The organism is Streptococcus sp. A25 (assembly GCF_043674095.1).
Classification (GTDB): Bacteria; Bacillota; Bacilli; order Lactobacillales; family Streptococcaceae; genus Streptococcus; species Streptococcus suis_V.
The window spans coordinates 1-23,835 of record NZ_JBIMJO010000011.1 but is presented as its reverse complement, the minus strand read 5'-3'; the positions used below and the strand labels follow the sequence as shown (position 1 = coordinate 23,835).

At 43.6% G+C, this 23,835-nt stretch carries 21 protein-coding genes and 1 pseudogene; 17 read left to right on the top strand and 5 right to left on the bottom strand.

Annotated features, from left to right (window positions below):
* Positions 1-15: 15 nt before the first annotated feature.
* Positions 16-1,740, top strand: coding sequence for a septation ring formation regulator EzrA (gene ezrA / locus ACHBID_RS06080; RefSeq protein WP_172010041.1), 1,725 nt, complete (start codon positions 16-18; stop codon positions 1,738-1,740).
* Positions 1,741-1,952: 212 nt separating this feature from the next.
* Here the strand turns inward: ezrA and ACHBID_RS06075 are convergent, their stop codons facing one another.
* A complete protein-coding gene (locus ACHBID_RS06075; RefSeq protein WP_394731886.1) occupies positions 1,953-4,148 on the bottom strand; it encodes an LTA synthase family protein in 2,196 nt (731 codons plus the stop codon).
* Positions 4,149-4,342: 194 nt separating this feature from the next.
* Here ACHBID_RS06075 and ACHBID_RS06070 point away from each other — a divergent pair, with 194 nt between their 5' ends.
* The 7 genes from ACHBID_RS06070 to ACHBID_RS06040 all read left to right on the top strand — a co-directional run bounded on the left by ACHBID_RS06070 (position 4,343) and on the right by ACHBID_RS06040 (position 10,876).
* The gene (locus tag ACHBID_RS06070) at positions 4,343-5,503 is read left to right on the top strand and encodes a class I SAM-dependent rRNA methyltransferase (protein ID WP_105111003.1); all 1,161 of its coding nucleotides are present in this window, start codon (positions 4,343-4,345) and stop codon (positions 5,501-5,503) included.
* Positions 5,500-6,174 carry a type I 3-dehydroquinate dehydratase gene (gene aroD / locus ACHBID_RS06065; protein ID WP_105160665.1) on the top strand — a complete coding sequence of 225 codons (675 nt, stop codon included), beginning with the start codon at positions 5,500-5,502 and terminating at the stop codon, positions 6,172-6,174. Before ACHBID_RS06070 ends, aroD begins: the two co-directional genes overlap by 4 nt.
* 1 nt (position 6,175) lies before the next feature.
* A complete protein-coding gene (gene aroC / locus ACHBID_RS06060) occupies positions 6,176-7,342 on the top strand; it encodes a chorismate synthase (protein WP_394731867.1) in 1,167 nt (388 codons plus the stop codon).
* Positions 7,343-7,349: 7 nt separating this feature from the next.
* Complete coding sequence (locus ACHBID_RS06055; protein ID WP_257104265.1) at positions 7,350-8,453, top strand: prephenate dehydrogenase; 1,104 nt, start codon at positions 7,350-7,352, stop codon at positions 8,451-8,453.
* Positions 8,454-8,462: 9 nt separating this feature from the next.
* The gene (locus ACHBID_RS06050; RefSeq protein ID WP_105110968.1) at positions 8,463-8,801 is read left to right on the top strand and encodes a YlbF/YmcA family competence regulator; all 339 of its coding nucleotides are present in this window, start codon (positions 8,463-8,465) and stop codon (positions 8,799-8,801) included.
* Between the two features lie 53 nt (positions 8,802-8,854).
* The gene (locus tag ACHBID_RS06045; RefSeq protein ID WP_394731868.1) at positions 8,855-9,466 is read left to right on the top strand and encodes a DUF3885 domain-containing protein; all 612 of its coding nucleotides are present in this window, start codon (positions 8,855-8,857) and stop codon (positions 9,464-9,466) included.
* A 663-nt stretch (positions 9,467-10,129) separates the two neighbouring features.
* A complete protein-coding gene (locus tag ACHBID_RS06040) occupies positions 10,130-10,876 on the top strand; it encodes a hypothetical protein (RefSeq protein ID WP_394731869.1) in 747 nt (248 codons plus the stop codon).
* Between the two features lie 39 nt (positions 10,877-10,915).
* Here ACHBID_RS06040 and ACHBID_RS06035 read toward each other — a convergent pair whose 3' ends face one another.
* Both ACHBID_RS06035 and ACHBID_RS06030 read right to left on the bottom strand, forming a co-directional pair.
* Positions 10,916-11,509, bottom strand: a complete 594-nt coding sequence (locus ACHBID_RS06035) for a DUF1361 domain-containing protein (RefSeq protein WP_394731870.1) — start codon at positions 11,507-11,509, stop codon at positions 10,916-10,918.
* A gap of 149 nt (positions 11,510-11,658) precedes the next feature.
* Positions 11,659-12,195, bottom strand: a complete 537-nt coding sequence (locus tag ACHBID_RS06030; RefSeq protein WP_394731871.1) for a DUF1361 domain-containing protein — start codon at positions 12,193-12,195, stop codon at positions 11,659-11,661.
* Between the two features lie 224 nt (positions 12,196-12,419).
* Between ACHBID_RS06030 and ACHBID_RS06025 the strand changes: the two genes are divergently transcribed.
* Together ACHBID_RS06025 and metG are read left to right on the top strand one after the other, a co-directional pair.
* A complete protein-coding gene (locus ACHBID_RS06025) occupies positions 12,420-13,457 on the top strand; it encodes a hypothetical protein (RefSeq protein ID WP_394731872.1) in 1,038 nt (345 codons plus the stop codon).
* Positions 13,458-13,913: 456 nt separating this feature from the next.
* Positions 13,914-15,917, top strand: coding sequence for a methionine--tRNA ligase (gene metG, locus ACHBID_RS06020; protein ID WP_394731873.1), 2,004 nt, complete (start codon positions 13,914-13,916; stop codon positions 15,915-15,917).
* Positions 15,918-15,945: 28 nt separating this feature from the next.
* On the opposite strand, the gene ACHBID_RS06015 is transcribed toward metG, so the two are convergent.
* On the bottom strand, positions 15,946-16,512 hold the full coding sequence (locus ACHBID_RS06015; protein ID WP_394731874.1) for a GNAT family N-acetyltransferase: 567 nt from the start codon (positions 16,510-16,512) through the stop codon (positions 15,946-15,948).
* Between the two features lie 61 nt (positions 16,513-16,573).
* Between ACHBID_RS06015 and ACHBID_RS06010 the strand changes: the two genes are divergently transcribed.
* The 5 genes from ACHBID_RS06010 to ACHBID_RS05990 all read left to right on the top strand — a co-directional run bounded on the left by ACHBID_RS06010 (position 16,574) and on the right by ACHBID_RS05990 (position 21,067).
* On the top strand, positions 16,574-17,515 hold the full coding sequence (locus tag ACHBID_RS06010; RefSeq protein WP_394731875.1) for a competence protein CoiA: 942 nt from the start codon (positions 16,574-16,576) through the stop codon (positions 17,513-17,515).
* 41 nt (positions 17,516-17,556) lie between these two features.
* A complete protein-coding gene (locus tag ACHBID_RS06005; protein ID WP_394731876.1) occupies positions 17,557-18,198 on the top strand; it encodes a hypothetical protein in 642 nt (213 codons plus the stop codon).
* Between the two features lie 72 nt (positions 18,199-18,270).
* Entirely contained in the window at positions 18,271-20,073 is a 1,803-nt protein-coding gene (gene pepF, locus ACHBID_RS06000; protein WP_394731877.1) for an oligoendopeptidase F, read from the top strand.
* A gap of 1 nt (position 20,074) precedes the next feature.
* A complete protein-coding gene (locus ACHBID_RS05995; protein ID WP_394731878.1) occupies positions 20,075-20,521 on the top strand; it encodes a hypothetical protein in 447 nt (148 codons plus the stop codon).
* Between the two features lie 12 nt (positions 20,522-20,533).
* A complete protein-coding gene (locus ACHBID_RS05990) occupies positions 20,534-21,067 on the top strand; it encodes a DUF6630 family protein (protein WP_394731879.1) in 534 nt (177 codons plus the stop codon).
* Between the two features lie 50 nt (positions 21,068-21,117).
* On the opposite strand, the gene ACHBID_RS05985 is transcribed toward ACHBID_RS05990, so the two are convergent.
* Entirely contained in the window at positions 21,118-21,567 is a 450-nt protein-coding gene (locus ACHBID_RS05985) for a DUF1694 domain-containing protein (RefSeq protein ID WP_394731880.1), read from the bottom strand.
* A gap of 151 nt (positions 21,568-21,718) precedes the next feature.
* On the opposite strand from ACHBID_RS05985, the gene eno reads away from it, so the two are divergent.
* On the top strand, positions 21,719-23,026 hold the full coding sequence (eno, locus tag ACHBID_RS05980; protein ID WP_394731881.1) for a surface-displayed alpha-enolase: 1,308 nt from the start codon (positions 21,719-21,721) through the stop codon (positions 23,024-23,026).
* Between the two features lie 631 nt (positions 23,027-23,657).
* Positions 23,658-23,835 (top strand): annotated as a pseudogene (locus ACHBID_RS05975) (IS3 family transposase); the annotation flags it as partial.

Here is a 23,835-nt window from a genome sequence, read left to right as displayed (position 1 = left end):
TCTAAGGAGAACTACATGTCTAGAGGAACAATCTATTTAATCGTAGCGATTGTTGTCATTTTAATTGTTGCCTATGTAGCCTGCCTTATTATCCGAAAGAAAAACGAGCAAAAGTTGCTTCAATTGGAGGATCGTAAGGAAGAGCTATTTAACCTGCCTGTGAATGATGAAGTGGAGCAGGTAAAGACCTTGCACTTGATTGGTCAGAGTCAAATTTCCTTCCGCGAGTGGAATCAAAAATGGGTGGACCTTTCCCTCAATTCATTTGCAGATATTGAGAACCATATTTTTGAAGCAGAAGGGTTTAACAATGCTTTCCGCTTTGTCAGCACAAAGAATGCTATTGACAGCATTGAGAGCCAGATTGACCTGATTGAAGAAGATATCACGTCAATCCGTCAAGGCTTGGCAGAGCTTTCCGAACAAGAAGAGAAAAATACTGGTCGTGTCAAATACGCCTTGGATATGTTTGAAGAATTGCAGGCAACTCTGCAGAAAAATTCAGGCAAGTACGGCGATACACTTCCAGAGCTTGAAAAGCAAGTTAAGAATATCGAAGTTGAATTTTCAGAATTCGTTATGCTCAATTCTTCTGGTGACCCGCTTGAGGCAGCTGAAATTCTGAACAAGACAGAGGAGCACATGATTGCCCTCAATCAAATCATGGATCGAATCCCTGCCTTGGTGGAGAAAGTGGATGTAGACTTCCCAGAGCAGTTGGAAGATTTGGAGTCTGGTTACCGTAAGTTGGTTGAGCAGAATTACCTGTTCACAGAGACGGACATTGAGTCGACTTTCCAGGAAATCCGTGTTGCTATTCGTGAAAATTCAGCCCTCATCGTGTCATTTGATTTGGATGTGGCTGAGGCTGAAAATACCCACATTCAAGAGCGCATTGACCATCTCTATGATGTATTCCAGAAGGAAATTGATGCTCACAAAGAGACAGTTAAAATCAGCAAAACCCTGCCCAAGTATTTGGAGCATATCCGCAGCAATTCAGACAAATTGACAGAAGAGGTTAACCTTCTTCAAGCTACCTACGTTTTGGCGGATAGCAAGGTTTCTCGTATTCAACAATTAGCAAATCGCTTGACATCACTGGATGCTGTTGTGACAGAAGGTGTTGAAGATTTGGACAATCCTCAGGTAGCCTATTCAATTCTTCAGGAGCGCTTGGAACATGCCCTTGCAAGTTTGAAAGAAATTGAAGAAGAGCAACTAGTCTTGGCAGACTATCTCAAGACCCAAGAGGATTCAGAAAAATCGGCTCGTATCAAAGCAAATCTCTACATTCATAAGCTGCACACCCTGAAACGCTTTATGGAAAAACGAAATCTTCCTGGTATTCCAGAATATTTCCTTTCAAGTTTCTTCCGTACCAGCGATCAGGTGGAAGCTTTGGCAGCAGAGTTAGAGTATTCTAAAATCAATATTGAAATCATCAATCGATTGTTGGAGAATGCGACCTATGATATGGAAAAATTAGAAGAAATCGCCTATTCAATCGTTCAGTATTCTACACTGACAGAGCAGTTGCTTCAGTATTCTAACCGCTACCGTTCATTCGACGAGAATATTCAAAAAGCCTTCAATCGTTCGCTTGCAATTTTTGAAAAAGATTTTGATTATCAAGCATCATTTGAAGAAATCTCATTTGCCTTGGAAGCAGTTGAACCAGGCGTTACAGAACGTTTTGTTCGTTCATACGAAAAGACTCGCGAAAGCATTCGTTATTAACAGAAGATTAAGGACTGAAGCAGTAGCTTCGGTCCTTGTTTGCGCTTTGGAGATTGCAGCGAAGCAATTGGATTAAGGTTGAAAGGACAGTTGTATAGGTGCAATCTGCATAGAAAAACTCCTCAGAATGGTCATTCTAAGGAGTAGTGAAATATGTCAACAGGTTTCAAATTAATGACACAGGGAAAGGAAGTTAGCTTATCTCCCATTTCCTAATTCCCTGCGCTGGTGCTAGTTTCCGTTGTTGTGTCAGAATCATCTGTGTCGCTGGAAGTTGTCGCACTTGTCCCAGCTGTTTCTTTATGTAATTCCTGATAGCTCGGTGCTTTAAAGAGACTGATGGTCGATTGTTTATTTTTTCGTGCCCAGAGGCTGGTTGACTCTTGACCAAGTGTTTCTTCTCTTTCTAGCAGTTTTTTCAGGGAATCTTGATAGGAATAAGTTGAAACATCTGGGAATCCGATATCGGTTTTTAAGAAGCGGAAGAGATCGCCAGTTTGAATGGCATCGCTAGTTGCTAACTGAGAAGCTACCCGATTTTTTATATTTTCGATTTTAGCCAAAGTCGTTTCATCTGGATTGGTGAGTTCGATGCCACTATCGGTGTAGTAGAGCTTGCCGGCATAGGATGTATATTCTGGTGTAACAAAGGTATCTGCTGTTCGCATGGCAACAATCTGTTGTTTCTGCGGTGACAGTAAATCTTGTCCAACTTGTAGGAATTGACTGGTTTCAATGCCTAGTAAGTGCTCAATGGTTGGCAAGGAGTCTATCTCGCCACCGTAGGTATCAATGATTCGTCCCTCTGTCATTCCAGGTACCACAATCATGTAGGGAACCCGTTGTAACATGGCGTTGTCGTATTCGGACCAGGTTTCTGGGTCCTTGCCAATGAGGGCAGCCAAATCCGGGTTACGGGAATTAGAAATACCGTAATGATCGCTGTAGAGGACAATGATAGAATTTTCGTAGAGGCCACTTTCTTTCAGGTAGTCAAAGAAAGCCTTGACTGCTGCATCGAGATAGTTTGCTGTCGCAAAGTAGCTATTGATGGTCGCATCCTCTCCCTTGGCCAGTGGGAAGCCGACTTCGTCGCCGCTCAAGCTGGTTGTGAAGGGATAGTGATTGGATACGAGAATGTATTTGGCGTAGAATGGTTGCTGGAGAAGTTCCAGATACTGAATGGAATCAGCCAGGACAACCTTGTCATTGAGCCCGTATTGGAAGGAATTTTCTTCCGTCGGTTCTGAGAAGTAGGAAATATCAAAGAAGTTGTTGTATCCCCAGCGCTTGTAAGTGTTGTTTCGGTTCCAGAAGGTGCCGGTATTTCCGTGGAAGACAGCTGAGTCGTAACCGGCCAACTTGGATAGGATATAGGGAGCAGCTTGCTGGCTATTGCTTCCCCCATACTGGACCATAAAGGAACCCTGGTCGAGTCCGAATAAAGATGTATCCATCATGGTCTCAGCATCGGAGGTTTTCCCCGCCTTGACCTGGTGGAAGAAGTTTGAGAAAGCAAGGGTAGAGTTGGAATGGTAGAGGGAGTTGAGGAAGGGAGTAACCTCGTATTCCTGGCCGTCGACCTCTAGTTTGTAATCAATGATGAACTGCTGTAGACTTTCCAGGTGCAGGTAGATGACATTTTTCCCCTTGGCCTTGCCAAAAAATTCAGGATTTGGTGCTGCATAATTGGTTTGGATGAAGCTTTGCACAGGCTCCAAATCGGCTGCGCTGGCACCGGAACGGTCCTTCTCCGCAGAATAGGTCTGGTTGGCATTATAGCTTAAGTAGGCTGGCAAGCCCAGGGCCCGAACGATATAGGTATTGGAAAAACCGCGGGACAAGAGCTCTGGGCGATCAATTTCTGCTAAGAATAGGTTGATCGAAAAAAGCAGAACAGATAGTGACGTTAGGGCCAGAGCCTGTTTCTGAGGGAAAACTGAACGGTCTAAGCTTATTTTTTTAGCGCGAATCAGGAAAATCAGGGCAACAAAATCTAAGAAATAAACTAGGTCCCAGGGACGAAATAACTTGGTCACTGCTTGTCCCTTAAACCCTTCGGAAACGCTGGAAGATGCCAAAATAGTCGAGACGGAGAAGAAATCTGAAAATTCTCGGTAGTAGACGGCATTTGCGAACAGCCAGGCAAAGAGGAGGAAGTAAATTGTCCCTGCAGTTGCGTAAAAGAGCTTGCTATTTTTGATATAGAGGGCCAGCCCCAGCAGCAGCAGCCCCAGTGGAATAGGGTTGATAATGGCAATCAGCAACTGGTAGGGGTTGGATAGGTCCAGGTTAAAGTCAACAAAATAGGCCCACAAGGCCTTGAGCCAATAGCTGGTCAGGAGAGCAAGAATAAAAGCCAGTCGGCCACTCAGGTGCTGTTTCATCCATTGGCTAATCTTTTTCACCATTCTAAAGTCCTCTCTGTCCTCTCAAAAAATTTTATAAGCCCCCTCACACCGAAGGCAGTTTTAGAAACTAGCTCTATATAAGAGTTCCGGTCTGTGAATATAGGTTCTCATCATTATACCACATTTTCAAAACATACTTGAATTCTAGGAGTTTTTTTGTGAATCGAATAATTTTTTGGTATAATATTTCCATGAAATTGATTCTACATCCCAAAGCTGAAAAAAGGCTAAAAAGAGGACAGCATGGGCTCCTGGAACACGATTTTTTGGTTCAACCGGAGCTGGACAAGTGGGTGGAACTCTATAATCAAGCCAATCAGTTTATTGGTCAGGCCTATATTTCCAAAGAGAATAAGGGCTATGGCTGGTTGGTTAGTTCTACCAAGCAGGCAGTGACAGAGGAATGGTTTGTCAAACTCTTTGAGACCGCCAAATCTAAGCGGCAGGCCTATCTCCATTCTGAGCAGACGACTGCCTTCCGTCTCTTCAATCAAGATGGCGATGGTTTTGGTGGTTTTACAGTGGATTTGTATGCTGACTATGCTGTATTCTCCTGGTATAATTCCTTTGTTTATGGCATCAAAGAGGTGATTATTTCTGCCTTTAGCCAGGTTTATCAAGAGCTTGCAGGTGCCTATGAAAAGATTCGTTTTAAGGGATTGGATTATGAGAGTGCACATCTATACGGTCAGGAGGCTCCAGATACCTTTACGGTTTTGGAAAATGGTGTCCGCTATCAAGTTTTTATGAACGATGGATTGATGACGGGAATTTTTCTGGACCAGCATGAGGTCCGTGGCTCACTAATAGATGGTCTCGCAGCTGGAAAATCCCTGCTCAATATGTTTTCCTATACGGCAGCCTTCTCGATTGCAGCGGCTATGGGCGGAGCCAGCCAGACGACCTCTGTTGATTTGGCTAAGCGATCTCGGGAGCTGTCCCAGGCGCATTTTGAGGCAAATGGTGTGGATGTTGACCAACATAGCTTTGTGGTCATGGATGTTTTTGAATACTTCAAATATGCCAAGCGTAAGGGCTTGACCTACGATGTTATCGTTATTGATCCACCAAGCTTTGCCCGTAATAAAAAACAAACTTTTTCGGTTGCCAAGGACTACCATAAGCTGGTTAGTCAGGCGGTGGAGATTTTAGAGCCAAATGGTCATTTGATTTTGTCAACCAATGCGGCCAATCTTTCCCTGGAGAAATTCAAGGACCAGATTGAAAAAGGATTCGGCGCTGTCAAGCATCGCTATGTGACGACCTATCGTCTTCCGTCGGATTTTGTATACAATAAAAAAGATGAAAGTAGTAATTACCTTAAGGTCTTTACAATACAGGTGAAAAAATGAAAATAGTCGTTCCGATTATGCCTAGAAATTTGGAGGAAGTGGAAGCCTTAGACGTTGAGCGTCTGGCCGAGGCGGACTTGATTGAATGGCGGGCAGATTATCTGCAAAAAGAAGCTATCTTGACTCTTGCGCCTGCTATTTTTGAAAAATGCAATGGTAAGGAAGTGATTTTCACGGTTCGTACGACGCGTGAGGGTGGCTATCTGGACCTAGATGACCAGGAATATGTGGACTTAATTAAGGAAGTTGCTGGACTTTATCAGCCTGAGTACATTGATTTTGAATATTATTCATATAAGGCCGTCTTCGACCAGATGCTGGACTTTCCAAATTTGGTGCTGAGCTACCACAACTTTGAGGAGACACCGGCCAACTATCTGGAAATCATGTCTGAATTGACTAGTCTATCGCCAGCTGTTGTTAAGATTGCTGTGATGGCTAAGTCAGAGCAGGATGTTCTGGATGTGATGAACTACACACGAGGTTTCAAAACCCTCAATGCAGAGCAGACCTTTGCGACGATTTCCATGGGTGAGCTGGGTAAACTCACTCGCATCGCTGGTCACATAACTGGTTCATGCTGGACCTTTGCAAGTTTAGATGAGGTTTCTGCGCCTGGGCAAATGTCCCTGGCCAATACCCGCAAGTTTTTAGAGATTTTGGAGAATTAGGATGAGATATTTAACTGCTGGAGAGTCCCATGGACCACGTTTGACAGCTATTATTGAGGGAGTTCCTGCCGGCCTTCCATTGACTGCAGATGACATCAATGCGGACTTGATTCGCCGTCAGGGCGGTTACGGTCGCGGAAGTCGGATGAAAATCGAGACAGACCGTGTGGAAATCACGGCTGGTGTTCGTCATGGTAAGACGACTGGGGCACCGATTACGCTCAATGTGACCAACAAAGACCACCAGAAGTGGCTGGACATTATGGCAGTGGAAGATATTGAGGACAAGCTCAAGTCTAAACGCCGGATCAAGCATCCTCGTCCAGGTCATGCGGACTTGGTCGGCGGGATGAAATACCGTTTTGACGACCTTCGTAATTCCTTGGAGCGGTCATCTGCGCGTGAGACGACCATGCGGGTGGCGGTAGGTGCCGTTGCCAAGCGCATTTTGGCTGAGTTGGATATTGAAATTGCCAACCACGTTGTCGTCTTCGGTGGCAAGGAAATCGACGTTCCAGATGGTCTGACTGTTGCAGAAATTCGTGAATTGGCTGCTAAGTCTGAAGTATCCATTGTCAACCAGGAACGTGAGCAGGAAATCAAGGATTACATTGATCAAATCAAACGCGACGGAGACACGATTGGTGGTGTTGTCGAGACAGTTGTCGGTGGAGTGCCTGCTGGTCTTGGTTCCTATGTACAATGGGATAGAAAATTAGATGCAAAATTGGCCCAGGCCGTTGTGTCTATCAATGCCTTCAAAGGGGCAGAATTTGGGGTTGGTTTCCAGGCCGGCTATCTAAAAGGTAGCCAGGTCATGGACGAAATCCTGTGGAATGCAGAAGAGGGCTATACTCGCCGCACCAACAATCTCGGTGGATTTGAGGGCGGTATGACCAATGGTCAGCCCCTGGTCATCAAGGGAGTGATGAAACCAATTCCGACCCTCTACAAGCCGCTTATGTCAGTGGATATTGACACTCACGAGCCTTACAAGGCGACGGTGGAGCGTTCCGATCCGACGGCTTTGCCAGCGGCGGGAGTGGTCATGGAGTCTGTTGTGGCGACAGTTCTTGCGACAGAAATCTTGGACAAATTCTCATCTGATAACCTGGAAGAACTCAAGGCAGCTGTGGCTAGCCACCGTGACTATGTGAAGAATTTCTAGGAGTCTCATGACAAAAACGATTTATATTGCAGGCTTGGGGCTGATTGGGGCCTCTTTGGCCCTGGGTATTCGGAAGGCCCACCCAGATTACCGAATCATTGGCTACAATCGCGGTGAGCAATCGCGGCGCGTGGCTCTGGAGCGGGGCATGGTGGACCTGGCGACAGACAATTTTACCCAGTATGCAGGTCAGGCAGATGTGATTATCCTATGTGTGCCTATCCAGCAGACTATCGAATTTATCAAAGAACTGAGCCAATTGGACTTAAAAGAAAATGTCCTTGTGACTGACGCAGGTTCGACCAAGGTGGCCATTGTGGCAGCAGCTGAGGAATACCTGGCACCCAAAGGTATCAACTTTATTGGTGGACATCCCATGGCAGGTAGCCATAAATCGGGCGCTGAGGCGGCAGATAGCTTGCTCTTTGAAAATGCCTATTTTATCATGACGCCTTCTAGTCTGACCAAGCCAGATGCAGTGCCACGATTGACAGATTTGTTGTCGGGGACCGGTGCTCGTTTTGTGCAAATCGATGCGGAGGAGCATGACCGGGTGACCAGTCAGGTTTCCCATTTTCCTCACGTTTTGGCATCTAGTTTGATGAATCAGGCTGGGGACTATGCTCTGGACCATCCCTTCACTAATAATTTTGCGGCAGGTGGTTTCAGGGATATGACGCGGATTGCTGAGAGTGAGCCTGGCATGTGGACCAGTATTTTGGTGACCAATCCAGAGCCGATTCTGGGACGGATTGAGGAATTTAAGGCGAGATTGGACCAAGTAGCTCAGCTATTGTCCACAAAAGACCAGGATGCTATCTGGGAGTTTTTCGACCATGGACGGAAGATGCGCAAGGCTATGGAAATTCATAAGCGGGCTGGTGTGGATTCCTTCTATGATTTGTTTATCAATGTTCCGGATGAGGAAGACACGGTCTTGAAGGTGCTGGAGGTCCTGCGAGGTATTTCTATCGTCAATATCCGTATCAACGAGGAAAACCGTGAGGATATTTACGGTATCTTGCAAATTACGTTTAAAAATAAGGAAGATTTGGAGGATGCTGCTGGACGGTTGCGTCAGCAGACGGACTACCAAATCCACCTAGATTAGGAGAAAATTATGTCAACAAATATCTATGATATTGCCAATGAGTTAGAGCGTGCTATCCGCAATTTGCCTGAATACAAGGCGGTTGAAGCGGTTAAGGTATCTGTGGAAGCCAATCCAGAAGCCAAGTCTATTTTGGAAGGCTACATTGAGTTCCAAAAGTCTATCCAGGCTAAATTGCAGGCTGGTGACATTCCGACTGAAGTGGACCAGAAAAAGATGCTGGACTTCAATAAGCAGGTTCAAGGTAACGCTCTTTTGACAGAGTACTTCAGCAAGCAACAGCAGTTGGGAACCTACGTAGCTGATTTGGAGAGGATTATCTTCACACCGCTGAATGAATTGTTATAAGAGAAATTAAGTATGTCATGAAAATGGCATGCTTTTTTGAAAGGTAGCAAACGATGATTTTTAATAACTGGATCGAGGAGTTTCGATTAGAAAACAAGCCATTGGTAGGTCCGTTTTTTTATGCGACCCCTCTGGCGCTCCGATTTGAGATTGGACCTGCAGATGATGCAGAATATTTGGTTGAATTTCAATACCTGGAGAGGGCTTATTCGCGTGCAGTCGAGCTGTTGGAGCGGGCAGCTTCAGAATACGATTACTTAGTTCTCTCCCTACTTCATGCGGAAGGAAGAGAGATTGACACTTACCTCTGGCATTTTACATCGAAATTTAATTTCGACAAGGTCCCTGAGCCTGAGTTGATAGAAGTGGAGGACTGGACGGGAGAAGTGCTGGTCTATGAACGCTATCTTTTTCCGGTCGCTGACCAAGATTTGAAGGCTTTGTTGTGGGAGATTATCAAGGCCGACCATGGTGGATTTCACTACCTTTCTGCTTCAGTTACCTTCCTTTCTAGCAAGGAAAAGGTTCTGTATCATTGCTATGACGATAGGGGAGTGGATATCGCGGTGGTGGATGATGACAAGCGTCGTCAACTTTTTACGGACTGCCATAACCTGCTTTTTGACTATGATATGGAGGAGATGGAGAGGAGGATGGAGAGTTAGAAATCCTTGTTTTAAGATGATGTACAGTATTGCTCATCTGTAAAAAAAGAAAAAAGTCACACGCTATAGAATCTCTAGAGATACTAAGGGTAAAGCAAGAGGAATGAGTTTGATTGCATTGAAAGATGGTCGTGCTGAAATTGAAAATATTTCATTTCAAACAGTACAAGCTATGATAGAATGGTATGATTTATACTATAAAGATTATCAATCAGATGAGTGACATAGATTTATGAAAAATAATTGTTCCAGATTTACGATACTTTATATTCCTATGTAAAGTTTTTTAGATTAAAGATGATAAAGTAAATTGAAATTATGAAGTTTGACAAATCAATCTTATTTATCAACCAAATTACTGGAGAAATATATTGTTCGTTTCTATTTTTTACATTTGCGATTTGTTATCTGGTGGGCATTATCGCCATAGCGATTGCTTTCACATTCTTTCGTAGGAAATAGAAAGAAGGACAGATGGACAAAGTATTGCCTTGGTTTTTATCGTAAATTGTGCCTCCCTGTAATCATTTGTGCATTGGCAGGTGGTTTTGTCATTTTTAGTCTAGTATTTGGTAGACGGAAATAATGATATTGAAGCATTGCAAAAGAATGGAACCTATCGTACAATGGTAGTATATTTCAGATATACAGGGAGGGGTTGCTGTGCCTTACCGTAAATTAACATCAAGAGATCGGTCTTTTATCAAAGGGCAGACGGACCGCTTGCTGAATCAGATGAATAGCAATGCGGCCTATTTGGGGACAGTTCAGACCTATGAGGCGGCCAAGGCCCGCATGAATCAAGCCTATTTGGCTATGGAGTTGGAAGATGACCCAGAAAAAAAGGTCCGACTGGCAAAATTGGTTGAAACCTATGCTGCCCAAGCCCAGGCTATATTGGATGAGTGGGAAGAAGAGAACAAACAGGCAGAGAAAGCGGCAAGAGATTTCAAGTTGATCTTGTGGCTGACCGTACTGTTCACCCTTAGCTTTGTTTTTCCAGTCAATATCATTCTAGTCATTCTTTTTGCCGTCTGGTTTTATCGAAATTACCTTCGTTCAAGTAGAACTGACCAAGTGATTAAGGCTGCAAATAACCAGTCTTTGACAGAAGAGGCAAGGTTTGAAGACTGGTTGACAGAAAAGATTGTCACTCTCAACAAGGACAAGCGGGAGTGGACCGAGGCTATGCTGACAAAATATGACAACTTAGATGACATAGCAGCAGGTATCGGTGAAATGGATGAGATAGATGAAGTGGCTGGTAAGAACCTTCTACGACGCTATCAGGACATTTTAGCAGATATTGAAAAACTGCCAGATTCTGAACAGAAAACCTATTATTTGGATTTTCATCGGGAAATCATTGCCGACTTGGAAGATATATTTGAACAACTCCATTTTGGATAAGAAAAACCGGTAACAGTACAAGGCTGTTGCCGGTTTTTACTATTCGTCAATGGAGAAGACCAAGACCATGATTTGTATAAAGGTAAAGCCCAGGATAAAGGGCAGGGCAGCCCAGGAAATGACTTCAATCATTTCACTGACAACCAGGCTTGGTCTGGTAAAGATGTCCCATGAATTGAGCCGTGCATAGCGTCCGATGTGAATGGCAAAGCTGGATAGAAGGGAAAGACCGCCAATCAGAAACAGCCTGAACCAGTAGGACTTGATAGAGAAGGCAGAGAAAATCAGCCGCAAACTTTCCACGCCAGTCATAACCCCATAGAAAATACTTGGGACATAGAGCATGAAAAGGATCATGCTTTCCCGTTGCCAGAGGACCGTGTTGGCAAAATGCATGTGGACGATGTCCGTCACCATGTAAAAGGTGTTGGGGTAGAAAAAGAGCCAGAGGAGGCCAGCAATGATTTTGAGGATATTAGATTTTGTGTGGTTGGTGAGGATAGCAAAATCAAGTGCTACCAAAGCCAAAAACATATTCCAAGTCAAGTCTGGTGCTGTGACACCGTAACGCTTTAGACCGGCAGCGATGATGAGGAAAAAAATATGGATAAAAACATTTTTCTTAGTAAACATAGTAAACCTCTTTCTGTAGAATATAAATGCTAGTATATCACATCCAGGAAGAAAAAGGGGACTAGGCATTGTATTGTTTGAACACGTTTAAGAATGGATTAAGAATTAGAAAACAAAAAGAAACAGCTGACCTGTTTCTTTCAACTCATTTATTCATCAACGGCAAAGACCAAGACCATGATTTGTATGAGGGTGAAGCCAAAGATAAAAGGGAAGGTATCCCAAGACATTGCTGCGACCATATTATTAAGAACAGCAAGGGGGCGCGTGAAAATATCCCAAGAGCGAATATTGGCATAGCGACCGATATAAATAGCATAGCTAGCAAAGAGGGATAGACTACCAATAATCAGCAAACGCAAGCCATAGAATTTGACATTGTAGCTTTTGAAAATAGCTTCTAAACTTTCCACGCCAGCCATAATTCCAAAGAGAATCGCTGGGACATAGAGCATAAAGAGGAGCAAGCTGTTGCTTTCCCAGAGGGCTGTGCTGGTAAATTGGAGATTGACCAGTTCGGTCAAAATGTAGAAGGTATTAGGATAGAAGAAGAGCCAAAATGGTGTAATCAAGAGCTTGCTGGCAGTATGATTATTTTGGCGAACCAAAATAGCAAAGTCCAAAGCCAACAAGGCCCAGAGCATATTCCACATCAGGCCGGTATTTTGAACGTCATTTAAGAGCATTCCGACACAAATAATAACAAAAAATAGATGGATTAAGAGATTTTTAGGTGAAAACATAGACAACCCCATTCTTTTTCATAACTTCTTCTAGTATAACATATCTTAGAAGGATTGTGGATGGGAAGTCGCTTTGTTTTTGCACAAAAATATGATAAAATGGGAACATTAGCAAGAAAACTGGAATTGTAGACGCTATTCGACATCTTACTAGAAAAGAGTTTATCATGTCTTTTATCACAACAATTATCGATGACCACTTAGCAGATATTTCTGTCTCCCTGTCTTATTTTGATCGGGAGGGAAATGTTCATGGCGTTACGCACGGGAGCAAGACCTCCTATCCATCCTTTGAGGATTACTATCTGGCTATGGGGGCGTATATTAGTAGCGAAGTACAAAGTAAATATACCAGAAAATTAAGGTTTTGGGCTTTTTGGGAGGCCATACAATTCCCCTCGATTGCTCTTTCTCTATTCATCGGTCTTATTTCCTTGGTTCTTTTTTTCATTACAAAGGGAGAGGGATGGCCTGAGGGGCTTGTAAATATTGCTATGTTCTTTACGATTTCCCCACTTTTTGGATATATATATTACAATTTGTTTTTCAAAACTTGGGCGACAACAAATTTTGAAAATGCCTATTATAGAGAACTAGCTAAGAAACAGTCAACGATTTACACGAAGAAAGTCAAGCGTGAAAAAAATTGGCCATTTATCATCGCTGTTGTTGTGCTACTAGCCTTGGGATACTTTGATAGCTGGACTACATCAGTAAAACTATTACTGATGGGGCTGATTCCATTATTGTTGAGCATGATCGAGGGAATCATCCTAATAGGCCTTATAAAACTTTTTACTACTCTATTCCCAAAAAAGAAAAAAGAGACTTCTGATGCTTTGCAACGTCTATCTCCAGAACTCGATAAGGAGTTAAAAAAGTGTCTCAGGGCGATTTATTTAGATTTTCAAAAAGGGAACTACTCAGATGCCTACAAACGATTTGACACCTCTCAGAAAAGTTGGGAAGAGTTTCACCAAGAGATTCAAAATTTCCTTAATGACCAAGAACTGACTGCCTTCCATACCATTCCCTTTGAGGAGACGGAAATTTCAATTTTAAACGTCACGGCCAGCGATTTTGAGGCCGATTTATTTCTATATGATACTCAGGCGATAGAATTTCCAGAGTTTTATCTCATTTGCAAAGTTAGCTACCAAGACGACACAATAAAAGCAATTGAATTGGTTGAGATAGGCTATTAAAGAAAAGAGTGTATTCTCCATGAAGGTCCTCTGATGATAGATTTAACAATGTTGCCTTCGTTTTTCTCTGAAAAAACAGAAAGTTATAGCAATTGAAATCGTTTAAGCTGCATTTTTTTAGATATGTAGTTAGTATGATATGGATGAGCAGTCGTAAATTTTACTCTATATATTTTAATTTACTCCGATACTTTGTAGTTTTCTCACAGTCTTAATCGAATTGGACATGTTTTATACATGAAAGGAATGAATTTCTAAGGTAAATGTCTTAGCTATAAATTTAACCGAACAATATATCAGAACACTATCCACTCAAGAAATGGGAGTAGCAAGTAGATTGATATATAGGAACTAAAACTTTTAAAGACCAGTTGCCTGGTCTTTTTTTTGACTTCAAATTGTGGTATAATTGGCTGGTATCAAAAACGCGTTCCATTAGCGCGGAAAGGAAAAAACATGTCAAAAACACCATTTTATATCACCACGCCGATTTATTATCCTTCTGGTAAACTTCACATCGGGTCGGCCTACACAACTATTGCCTGCGATGTCTTGGCTCGCTACAAGCGTCTCATGGGCCACGAGGTCTTCTATCTGACAGGGCTTGATGAGCACGGGCAAAAGATTGAGGAGAAGGCAAAAGAAGCTGGTCTGACACCACAAGCCTACGTTGATGGCATGGCGGTTGGCGTTAAAGAGCTCTGGAACTTGCTCGACATCTCTTACGACAAATTTATCCGCACGACTGATGATTACCACGAGGAAGTGGTGGCGGCTGTTTTTGAAAAATTGCTGGCGCAGGACGATATTTACTTGGGAGAGTATTCTGGTTGGTACTCCGTATCGGACGAGGAATTTTTCACCGAGAGTCAATTAGAAGAAGTCTTCCGAGATGAAAACGGTAAGGTAACAGGCGGTATCGCTCCGAGCGGTCACGAGGTTGCCTGGGTTTCAGAAGAATCCTACTTCCTCCGCCTCAGCAAGTATCAGGATAAATTGGTTGAGTTCTTCAATGCTCACCCAGACTTTATCCAGCCAGACGGCCGCCTAAATGAAATCATGAAAAACTTCATCGAGCCAGGCTTGGAAGATTTGGCAGTGTCACGTACTTCATTTACATGGGGTGTACCTGTACCGTCCAATCCTAAACACGTTGTTTATGTTTGGATAGATGCGCTGCTCAACTACGCAACTGCCTTGGGTTATGGTCAGGAAGAAACAGCCAACTACGACAAGTTTTGGAATGGAACAGTTTACCACATGGTTGGCAAGGACATTCTTCGTTTCCACTCCATTTACTGGCCAATCATGCTCATGATGTTGGATATGAAGTTGCCAGACCGCTTGGTCGCTCATGGCTGGTTTGTCATGAAAGATGGCAAGATGTCCAAGTCTAAGGGCAATGTGGTCTATCCAGAAATGTTGGTCGAGCGTTTCGGTTTGGATCCACTGCGTTACTACCTCATGCGTAGTCTGCCAGTTGGCTCTGACGGAACCTTTACACCAGAAGACTACGTTGGCCGTATCAACTATGAACTGGCCAATGACCTTGGAAACTTGCTCAACCGTACGGTTGCTATGATTAACAAGTATTTCGGCGGTCAGGTACCAACTTTTGTGGCCAACGTGACTGATTTTGATGCAGACTTGGCGGCAGTAGTAGCTGACAACGTGGCAAGCTACCACAAGTATATGGAAGCTGTTGACTATCCACGCACCTTGGAAGCTGTTTGGAATATCATCTCCCGTACCAACAAGTACATCGATGAAACAGCACCGTGGGTCTTGGCAAAAGAAGTAGCTGACCGTGACAAGTTGGCAGCGGTTATGGCTCACTTGACAGCAGGTCTTCGTGTGGTGGCGCACCTCATTCAACCATTTATGATGACGACGTCTAATGCCATTATGGAACAACTTGGTTTGGGAACAGAATTTGATCTTGAAAACCTTGACTTTGCAGGTCTTCCAGCTGGTTTGACAGTGGTCGCAAAAGGTACGCCTATCTTCCCGCGTCTGGATATGGAAGAGGAAATCGCCTATATCCAAGCCCAAATGGGTGGCAGCTCTGCTATTTCCCAAGAGGAAGAAAAAGAGTGGAACCCAGCCGACGTGGAACTCAAAAACGAGAAAGCTGCGATCAAGTTCGAGGACTTTGATGCGGTTGAAATCCGTGTGGCCGAAGTCAAGGAAGTAGCCAAGGTGGAGGGATCTGATAAGTTACTTAAATTCCGCTTGGATGCTGGTGACGGTCAGGATCGCCAAATCCTGTCTGGTATCGCCAAGAACTATCCAAATGAGCAAGAGTTGGTCGGCAAGAAAGTCCAAATCGTTGCCAACCTCAAGCCACGTAAGATGATGGGCTTGCTCAGCCAGGGCATGATCCTCTCAGCCGAACATGGTGACAATTTAACACTCTTAACAGTCGATCCATCCGTGCCAAACGGCAGTCAGATTGGGTAAAATTACTTAAAAAGACACAAAAACCAGCCTAGTCAGCTGGTTTTTTGAGTGCTTTCCATTCCTCTTCTAGGATTGCCATGATGAGTGTATCGGCATAACTGTCTGCTGTCTTCTGGCTGTCACGCTTGATGCCTTCCAAACGAAAGCCAGCTTTTTCATAGGCACGTTTCGCACGCGGATTGAAGGAAAAAACTTCCAGTTCCAAGCGATGTAAGCCAACCTGCTCAAAAGCAAAGTCTCTGGTTTTCTCGACTGCCCAAGTGCCCAGACCTTGTCCCAGATAGTCCTCGTCAAAGATAACGATACGGAAGTTAGCATAGCTGTTCTCCCAATCCAGTTCATTGATAACCGACTCACCGATAAAGGTCCCGTCAGGTGCAATCATTATAAAATCAAACCGGTCAGGGTCAGTGACAATCCGGTTGTAGTAGCTGACAACATCCTCTTTCTTATAAGTTCCCGAACTCCCTGTCAGACGATAAATTTCAACGGAAGGCTTGGTAAAACAGTCCTCATAGTATTTCTCCGCAAAGCCCGCTTGAAAGGACTGTAGGACAAAGCCGTCCTTTTCCCATTTGGCAATTTTTTTGGTCATTTTCCATCTCCTTTTCATCATTTTACCACAACTTTGCGAACTAATAAAGAGAGGAGGTTTTATGTTAGTTGCACTTGATGAAGATGGACAAGTTTTTAATGTCTTGGAAAATCCTGCGCCGCAAGGCAGTTTTTCCTGTCCGGGTTGTGGAGGCCTGGTCCGATACAAGTCTGGAAAGGTTCTGCGTTCGCACTTTGCACATGTTTCCCTGCGGGATTGTAGTTACTTCTCCGAGAATGAGTCCGCCCAGCACCTGTCACTTAAGTCCAGTCTCTATAACTGGTTGGCTAAAAACGAACTGGTTGAACTTGAAAAATGCCTGCCAAAGATTGGCCAGGTCGCTGATTTATTGGTCAATAATAGTCTGGCCTTGGAAGTTCAATGTTCTAGCCTCCCCATTACTCGTTTGCAGGCGAGAACAATAGCCTATCATGTTGCAGGTTATCAGGTTGTTTGGATGCTTGGCAAGGATTTGTGGCTCAAGGGACGACTGACCAATTTGCACAAGCAATTTCTCTCCTTTAGTATGAATATGGGCTTCTACATTTGGGAGTTGGATGCCGAGAAGAAAGAGTTACGTCTTCGTTACCTCATTCATGAAGATTTGCGGGGCAAGGTTCATTGTCTGACCAAGGTCTTTCCTTTTGGTCAGGGAGATTTGCTGTCTGTTCTTCGGTCACCATTTGCTAAGCAATCCTTGTCATATTTCACTTGTTCGTGTGATCAGGGCTTGCTAGACTATGTTGCTAAACAACTCTATTACCGTACTCCCAAGTGGATGAACTTACAGGCGGAGGCCTATCAGCAAGGAAAAAACTTGCTCAGTCAGTCCTTGGAAGACTTCTATCCCCAAATCCGTCTGCCCCGCTCTGCCATTGGCTTTGCCCAAATCAAGCAAGACCTGACACCGATTTACCAAGCATTTGATCGGTTTTACGACAAAGCAAAAGATAAGAGTAGACAAATCTTGTATCCACCTATAATGTATAGACAATTTATGTAAATAATGATATAATAAAAAAGGTTTACAAGGAGGTTCGTGGAATGAAATTCAGTCGTTTTACCTTAGTAACTGCCTCTTTACTGCTAATAGCTTGCTTATCAGCTTGTGCTGTCAGGTATGAGGAAGGGCAAACAAGCACTGCCTCGAGTCAGCAATTGCAAACAATCAATGAGGATGAAGTACAGAAGTTTACCTCCCTACATAGTCAGAAAGTAGTCTCTAAGGAAATAGCGGAAAGCGGAGGTACCAGCATTACCTTTGATGATGGAACTGAGTATGTTCATGTCTCCGATACAACCGTTGGGGAATATTATATGCTTTCCTATCCAAGTGGTTGTAAGGTAACCTATTTCGTTGAAAGTGGTGATTATACTGTAGCGACAGATGAATACGAAGGCGAAGACAAAGCAAGTGCAGCTAAGGGACAGGTCGGCCAGTATTTTGTAGACAGTGGCTATTCTATTTCTTTTGCAAATGATGGCGCCCTCCTCATTGATTTACAAGGAAATTTCACCCACCAGTATGATGGCAAGGAGAAAAAAGGTAATATTAAAGATGCTGAAGGAAGCAGTTACGTTGACGATTTGTTAAATAAATATGGTATCCCCAATCTTGCATTCTATGACAGATTTGTCAAGGAAGCAGTAGCAGATGCCAAGACCTACTTTACTACTGATGAGTAGGTTGTAAGCCCTCACTTTTCAATGGAAAGCGAGGCTTTTTTGTGGTAAAATAATAGGAACGGAGGATTTATTATGTCTAAACAACGTCATGAAATTGAAGAAAAATACCAGTGGGATTTGACCACTATTTTCCCAACAGATGAAGCCTGGGAAGCAGAACTTGCAGATTTACAAGCTGAAACTGAAAAAACAAAAGAATTTGCAGGTCACTTGCTCGACTCTGCTAAGAGCCTCTTGGAAATCAGCGAGACCCAGCTTGGCCTCATGCGCCGACTTGAAAAGCTCTATGTCTATGCGTCCATGAAGAACGACCAGGATACTCGAGAAGGCAAGTACCAGGAGTTTCAAGCCAAGGCTTTGGCCCTTTATTCAGCCTTTTCACAAGCTTTCGCCTTCTATGAGCCAGAATTTATGGCCATTACTGAGGAGCAACTGGAAGCTTTCAAGGCAGAAGAGCCAGCTCTTACTCAGTACAGTCACCAATTTGAAAAACTCTTGGCAGCCAAGGACCACATCTTGTCACAGGAAGTAGAAGAAGTCCTTGCAGCGACCAGTGAGATTTTCGATGCTCCGTCTGAAACCTTCTCTGTTTTGGACAATGCCAGCCTGCGTTTCCCAGAAATCGCAGACGAGGACGGCAAGTTGGTGCCCCTTTCTCATGGCAACTACATCTCCTTTATGGAGTCCAAAAACCGCGAAGTGCGTCAAGAGGCCTACGAGGCACTCTACGAAACCTACGAGCAGTTCCAGCATACCTACGCCAAGACCCTTCAGTCTAACGTTAAGGTCAATAACCTGAAAGCTCGTTTGCGGAAGTACGACTCTGCCCGCCACGCAGCCCTTTCTGCCAACTTTATCCCAGAGTCCGTTTACGATACATTAGTATCAGCAGTCAACAAGCACCTCCCGCTCTTGCACCGCTACATCAATTTGCGTAAGAAACTCTTGGGTATTGACGACCTTAAGATGTACGATATGTACACACCACTTTCTAGCACAGACACAAAAGTTACTTATGAGGAGGCCTTGGTTACCTGTGCCGATACCTTGGATATCTTTGGTGATGAGTACGCGGCCATTGTCAAAGAAGCCTTTGAAAACCGCTGGATTGATGTCCATGTCAACGAAGGCAAACGTTCAGGAGCCTATTCAGGTGGTGCCTATGACACCAACGCCTTCATGCTCCTCAACTGGCAGGATAATTTGGACAATATGTACACCCTGATTCACGAGACTGGTCACTCTATGCACTCTATGTTAACCCGCAAGAACCAGCCTTATGTATACGGCCACTATTCGATTTTCCTGGCAGAAATTGCCTCTACAACCAACGAAAATCTCTTGACAGAGAAGCTCTTGGCAGAAGTGGAAGACGACAAGACCCGCTTTGCTATTCTCAATCACTACCTCGACGGTTTCCGTGGAACGGTCTTCCGTCAAACCCAGTTTGCTGAGTTTGAGCAGGCTATTTACAAGGCTGACCAGGAAGGTCAAGTCTTGACTGCTGACTTCCTCAACCAGCTTTATGGTGAACTTAACGAGAAGTATTACGGCTTGTCTGCGGAAGAAAATCCATTGATTCAGTATGAGTGGGCTCGTATTCCACATTTCTATTACAATTTCTATGTTTACCAATATTCAACTGGCTTTGCGGCAGCGTCTGCTTTGGCAGACAAGATTGTCAATGGTAGCCCAGAGGACAAGGAAAACTACCTCAACTACCTCAAGGCTGGTAGCTCTGATTATCCACTCAATGTCATTGCAAAAGCTGGCGTGGATATGACCAAGGAAGACTATCTCAACGATGCCTTCAAGGTCTTTGAAGCCCGCTTGACAGAGTTGGAAGCTCTCGTTGAGAAAGGTGTGCACCTATAAGATGATTTCCTACAAACGATCTTTAGTCTATCCGCTTGTCAGTTTTAACCTTGCGGCGCTGATTAGCATCGGTGTGATGACCAAACCAGAACCTGCAGTTGGACTAGGACTTGTCTTTCTCCTGGTCGCTATCCTATCGGCTATCTATGCGTATGTCTTGCGCCAGCAGGGTGAAGTCTTTCTCTTAACAGCTGAAGGATTGGACTTTCAGGAAAAAATCGGCTCACCACGCCAGCATTTTTCAATGGAAGAAATTGGAGAGATGCGCTATATAGTGCGGCCTATTTATCGGGATTTTTTGTCGCATAAGCTGAGGATTGTTGGAAATTCAGGGAATTTGTTAGTTGAAGTGAATTTGAATGCCCTGGCTGGAGCGGACTTTAACGACATTTACCATTTTGTGCAAGAAGTCGCTCCCTATGTCCAGTGGGATTTTCCTACGAATTAAGAAGGAGGAAGCATGCTAACAGAAAATCAATTGCAGGATATTTTTGAAATAGCTGAAATCCTGTCAAATAGCGACAGAGACCTGTTCGCACAGTTGAAAGAGGTAGTTTTTGCAACGGATCCCAATCATATTTTGAATATGTTCGAGTCCTATTTGTCAGCTGAGGAGTTTGACCAATTTTTGGACCAGGTGACGGAGTCAGAAAAAGACAATTTATGGTTGATTTTAGTCACGCTGTTAACCAAGCAGGACTATATTTTCCCTTATGATATAGAAGTTGACTTGACGGATTTTATCAATGGTTTCGATCAGCTCAAACAGGTACGTGCTGCAGGTATTTTACTAAAATTGGATCCGGATGGACTCAATTCAGGCGCCAATCTTGCTCAGTGGCTCGTAACGATCAATGCCAAGTTTGAAGCTGAAGGCTTGGCTTCGGGCTTGCTATCAATTACAGAAGACAAGCTTTATGTTTTCTTTAATCAGATTGAAAAAGTAGCCCGGTTGCAGCAGCTGGCACAAGGACTTGATATTGTGATTGCCTAATCATTGAGTATGAATGTGTTATTTTGGGGAATAAAAAGGGCAAGCCTTGCTTACCCAAATAATTTTTTCCAGAAGGAAGGTTTTGTATCTTCCTTTTTTTCTATTTTTGTCATCCATTCTGGAAAGTTTGCTGCGAATGCAATATCCTCCTTATCGACAGCATGGTCCGTGTGGAATAGGAGAGCATAAGGAGAAGCGCCAACTTTCTCATCGATAATGCTGGCTGTGATGCTCCCCTGCTGAGCAATTTTCATCAGTGCGATTTGCAGGCTATCGGACAGGGAAGGGGACAACTTGAGAAAGAGAGGACTGGTTTCTGACAGGAGTTTTTGGCAGATAGAAGCAAAGTTCTTTGCCAGGTCAGGATGATTGGCCTCTTCAAAATTGAGGATGAGGACCACCCGTTCGCGGAAGGTTCCCATGTATTTACGCTGTTGGTCAGGGTCCAGTCTGGTCTCGCCAGATGCTTTTTGTAAAATGGTAGAATGTAAATCAGTCATGTTGATTAGTATAACATAGTTGAAAAAGTTCGCAAAGGAAGACGCTTACATTATTTCTTTCAGCAAAATAACCTATTTTTTCTTGAAAAATCCCTGCTTTTAAGGTATGATAGCTTTGTAACAATTTTAAACTCATAAGGAGAGTAATATAATGTCAATTATTACTGATGTTTACGCTCGCGAAGTCCTTGACTCACGCGGTAACCCTACACTTGAAGTTGAAGTTTATACTGAATCAGGTGCTTTCGGACGTGGTATGGTTCCTTCAGGAGCTTCTACTGGTGAACACGAAGCAGTTGAACTTCGCGACGGTGACAAGTCTCGTTACCTTGGTCTTGGTACACAAAAAGCTGTTGACAACGTAAATAACGTGATTGCTGACGCTATCATCGGTTATGACGTTCGTGATCAACAAGCTATCGACCGCGCTATGATCGCTCTTGACGGTACTCCTAACAAAGGTAAATTGGGTGCAAACGCAATCCTCGGTGTTTCTATCGCTGTTGCGCGTGCAGCTGCTGACTACCTTGAAGTGCCACTTTACACTTACCTTGGCGGATTCAACACTAAAGTATTGCCAACTCCAATGATGAACATCATCAACGGTGGTTCTCACTCAGACGCTCCAATCGCTTTCCAAGAATTCATGATCTTGCCAGTTGGCGCTCCTTCATTCAAAGAAGGTCTTCGTTGGGGTGCTGAAGTATTCCACGCTTTGAAGAAAATCTTGAAAGCTCGTGGTTTGGTAACAGCTGTTGGTGACGAAGGTGGTTTCGCTCCTAAGTTCGAAGGAACTGAAGACGGTGTTGAAACAATCATCGAAGCTATCGAAGCTGCTGGTTACGAAGCTGGCGAAAACGGCATCATGATCGGTTTTGACTGTGCGTCATCTGAGTTCTATGACAAAGAGCGTAAAGTTTACGACTACACTAAATTCGAAGGCGAAGGCGCTGCTGTTCGTACATCTGCAGAGCAAATCGATTACCTTGAAGAATTGGTTAACAAGTACCCAATCATCACTATCGAAGATGGTATGGATGAAAACGACTGGGATGGCTGGAAAGCACTTACTGAGCGTCTTGGCAAACGCGTTCAATTGGTTGGTGACGACTTCTTCGTAACAAACACTGACTACCTTGCACGTGGTATCAAAGAAGGTGCTGCTAACTCAATCCTTATCAAAGTTAACCAAATCGGTACTCTTACTGAAACATTTGAAGCTATCGAAATGGCTAAAGCAGCTGGCTACACTGCCGTTGTATCACACCGTTCAGGTGAAACTGAAGATTCAACAATCGCTGACATCGCAGTTGCAACTAACGCTGGCCAAATCAAGACTGGTTCATTGTCACGTACAGACCGTATCGCTAAATACAACCAATTGCTTCGCATCGAAGATCAACTTGGTGAAGTTGCAGTCTACAAAGGCTTGAACTCATTCTACAACTTGAAAAAATAAATTAATACAGTGTACTAATTTATCCCTAAGCTAGCATAGCGAGGGCCATAGTAAGAACAAGTCCGAAGATTTTCGGACTTGTTTTTCAATGTCCGGTGGACTGTTTTATCCCTGAGCTAGCATAGCGAGGGTTATAATAAGGACAAGTCTGGAAATTTCCAGACTTGTTTTTCGTAGTACACTGTACTAATTTATCCCCGAACTAGGATAGCTAGGGTTATAGTGGAAACAAGTTCGGAATTATCTGGACTTGTTTTTTGTCGTGCAGTGTACAACTTATCCCTATGGCTCTCGAACTAGCAAGGTTTTAAGGATATGAAGATGCCCTCTGATTTAATTGGGAGGATTTTTGTAAAGTGGGGCAAATAAGGGTCACTATTTTACATGGAATTTTTATGGCAACATTGTTGGTTGTATTTACAGTCTTGATTATCTTATGTTGGTGATTGTGGTACCTATCTCCGATATTGTACAAATAGAACGAGAAATTGTATAATATCTAAGAAAAGCAGGTTAAAAAAAGAGTGGGAATTGAACTGCACCCCAAAAGTTAGACACAAAATCTAACGATTGGGGTGTTTTTCTTATGAAATTAAGTTATGAAGATAAACTAGAAATATAAGAGCTGAGAATGATTGACGTGTCGTGGGTCAACCTTAGCAATATATACAAGGTCACTATTGCCAATCTCACCTACATGATAAAACTCATGGATCGATATGGCGTGGAAAGCGTTGAAAAAGGTAAAAATAGGTATTATTCACCTGAATTAAAGCAAGAAATAATGGATAAGGTCTTGATTCATGGGT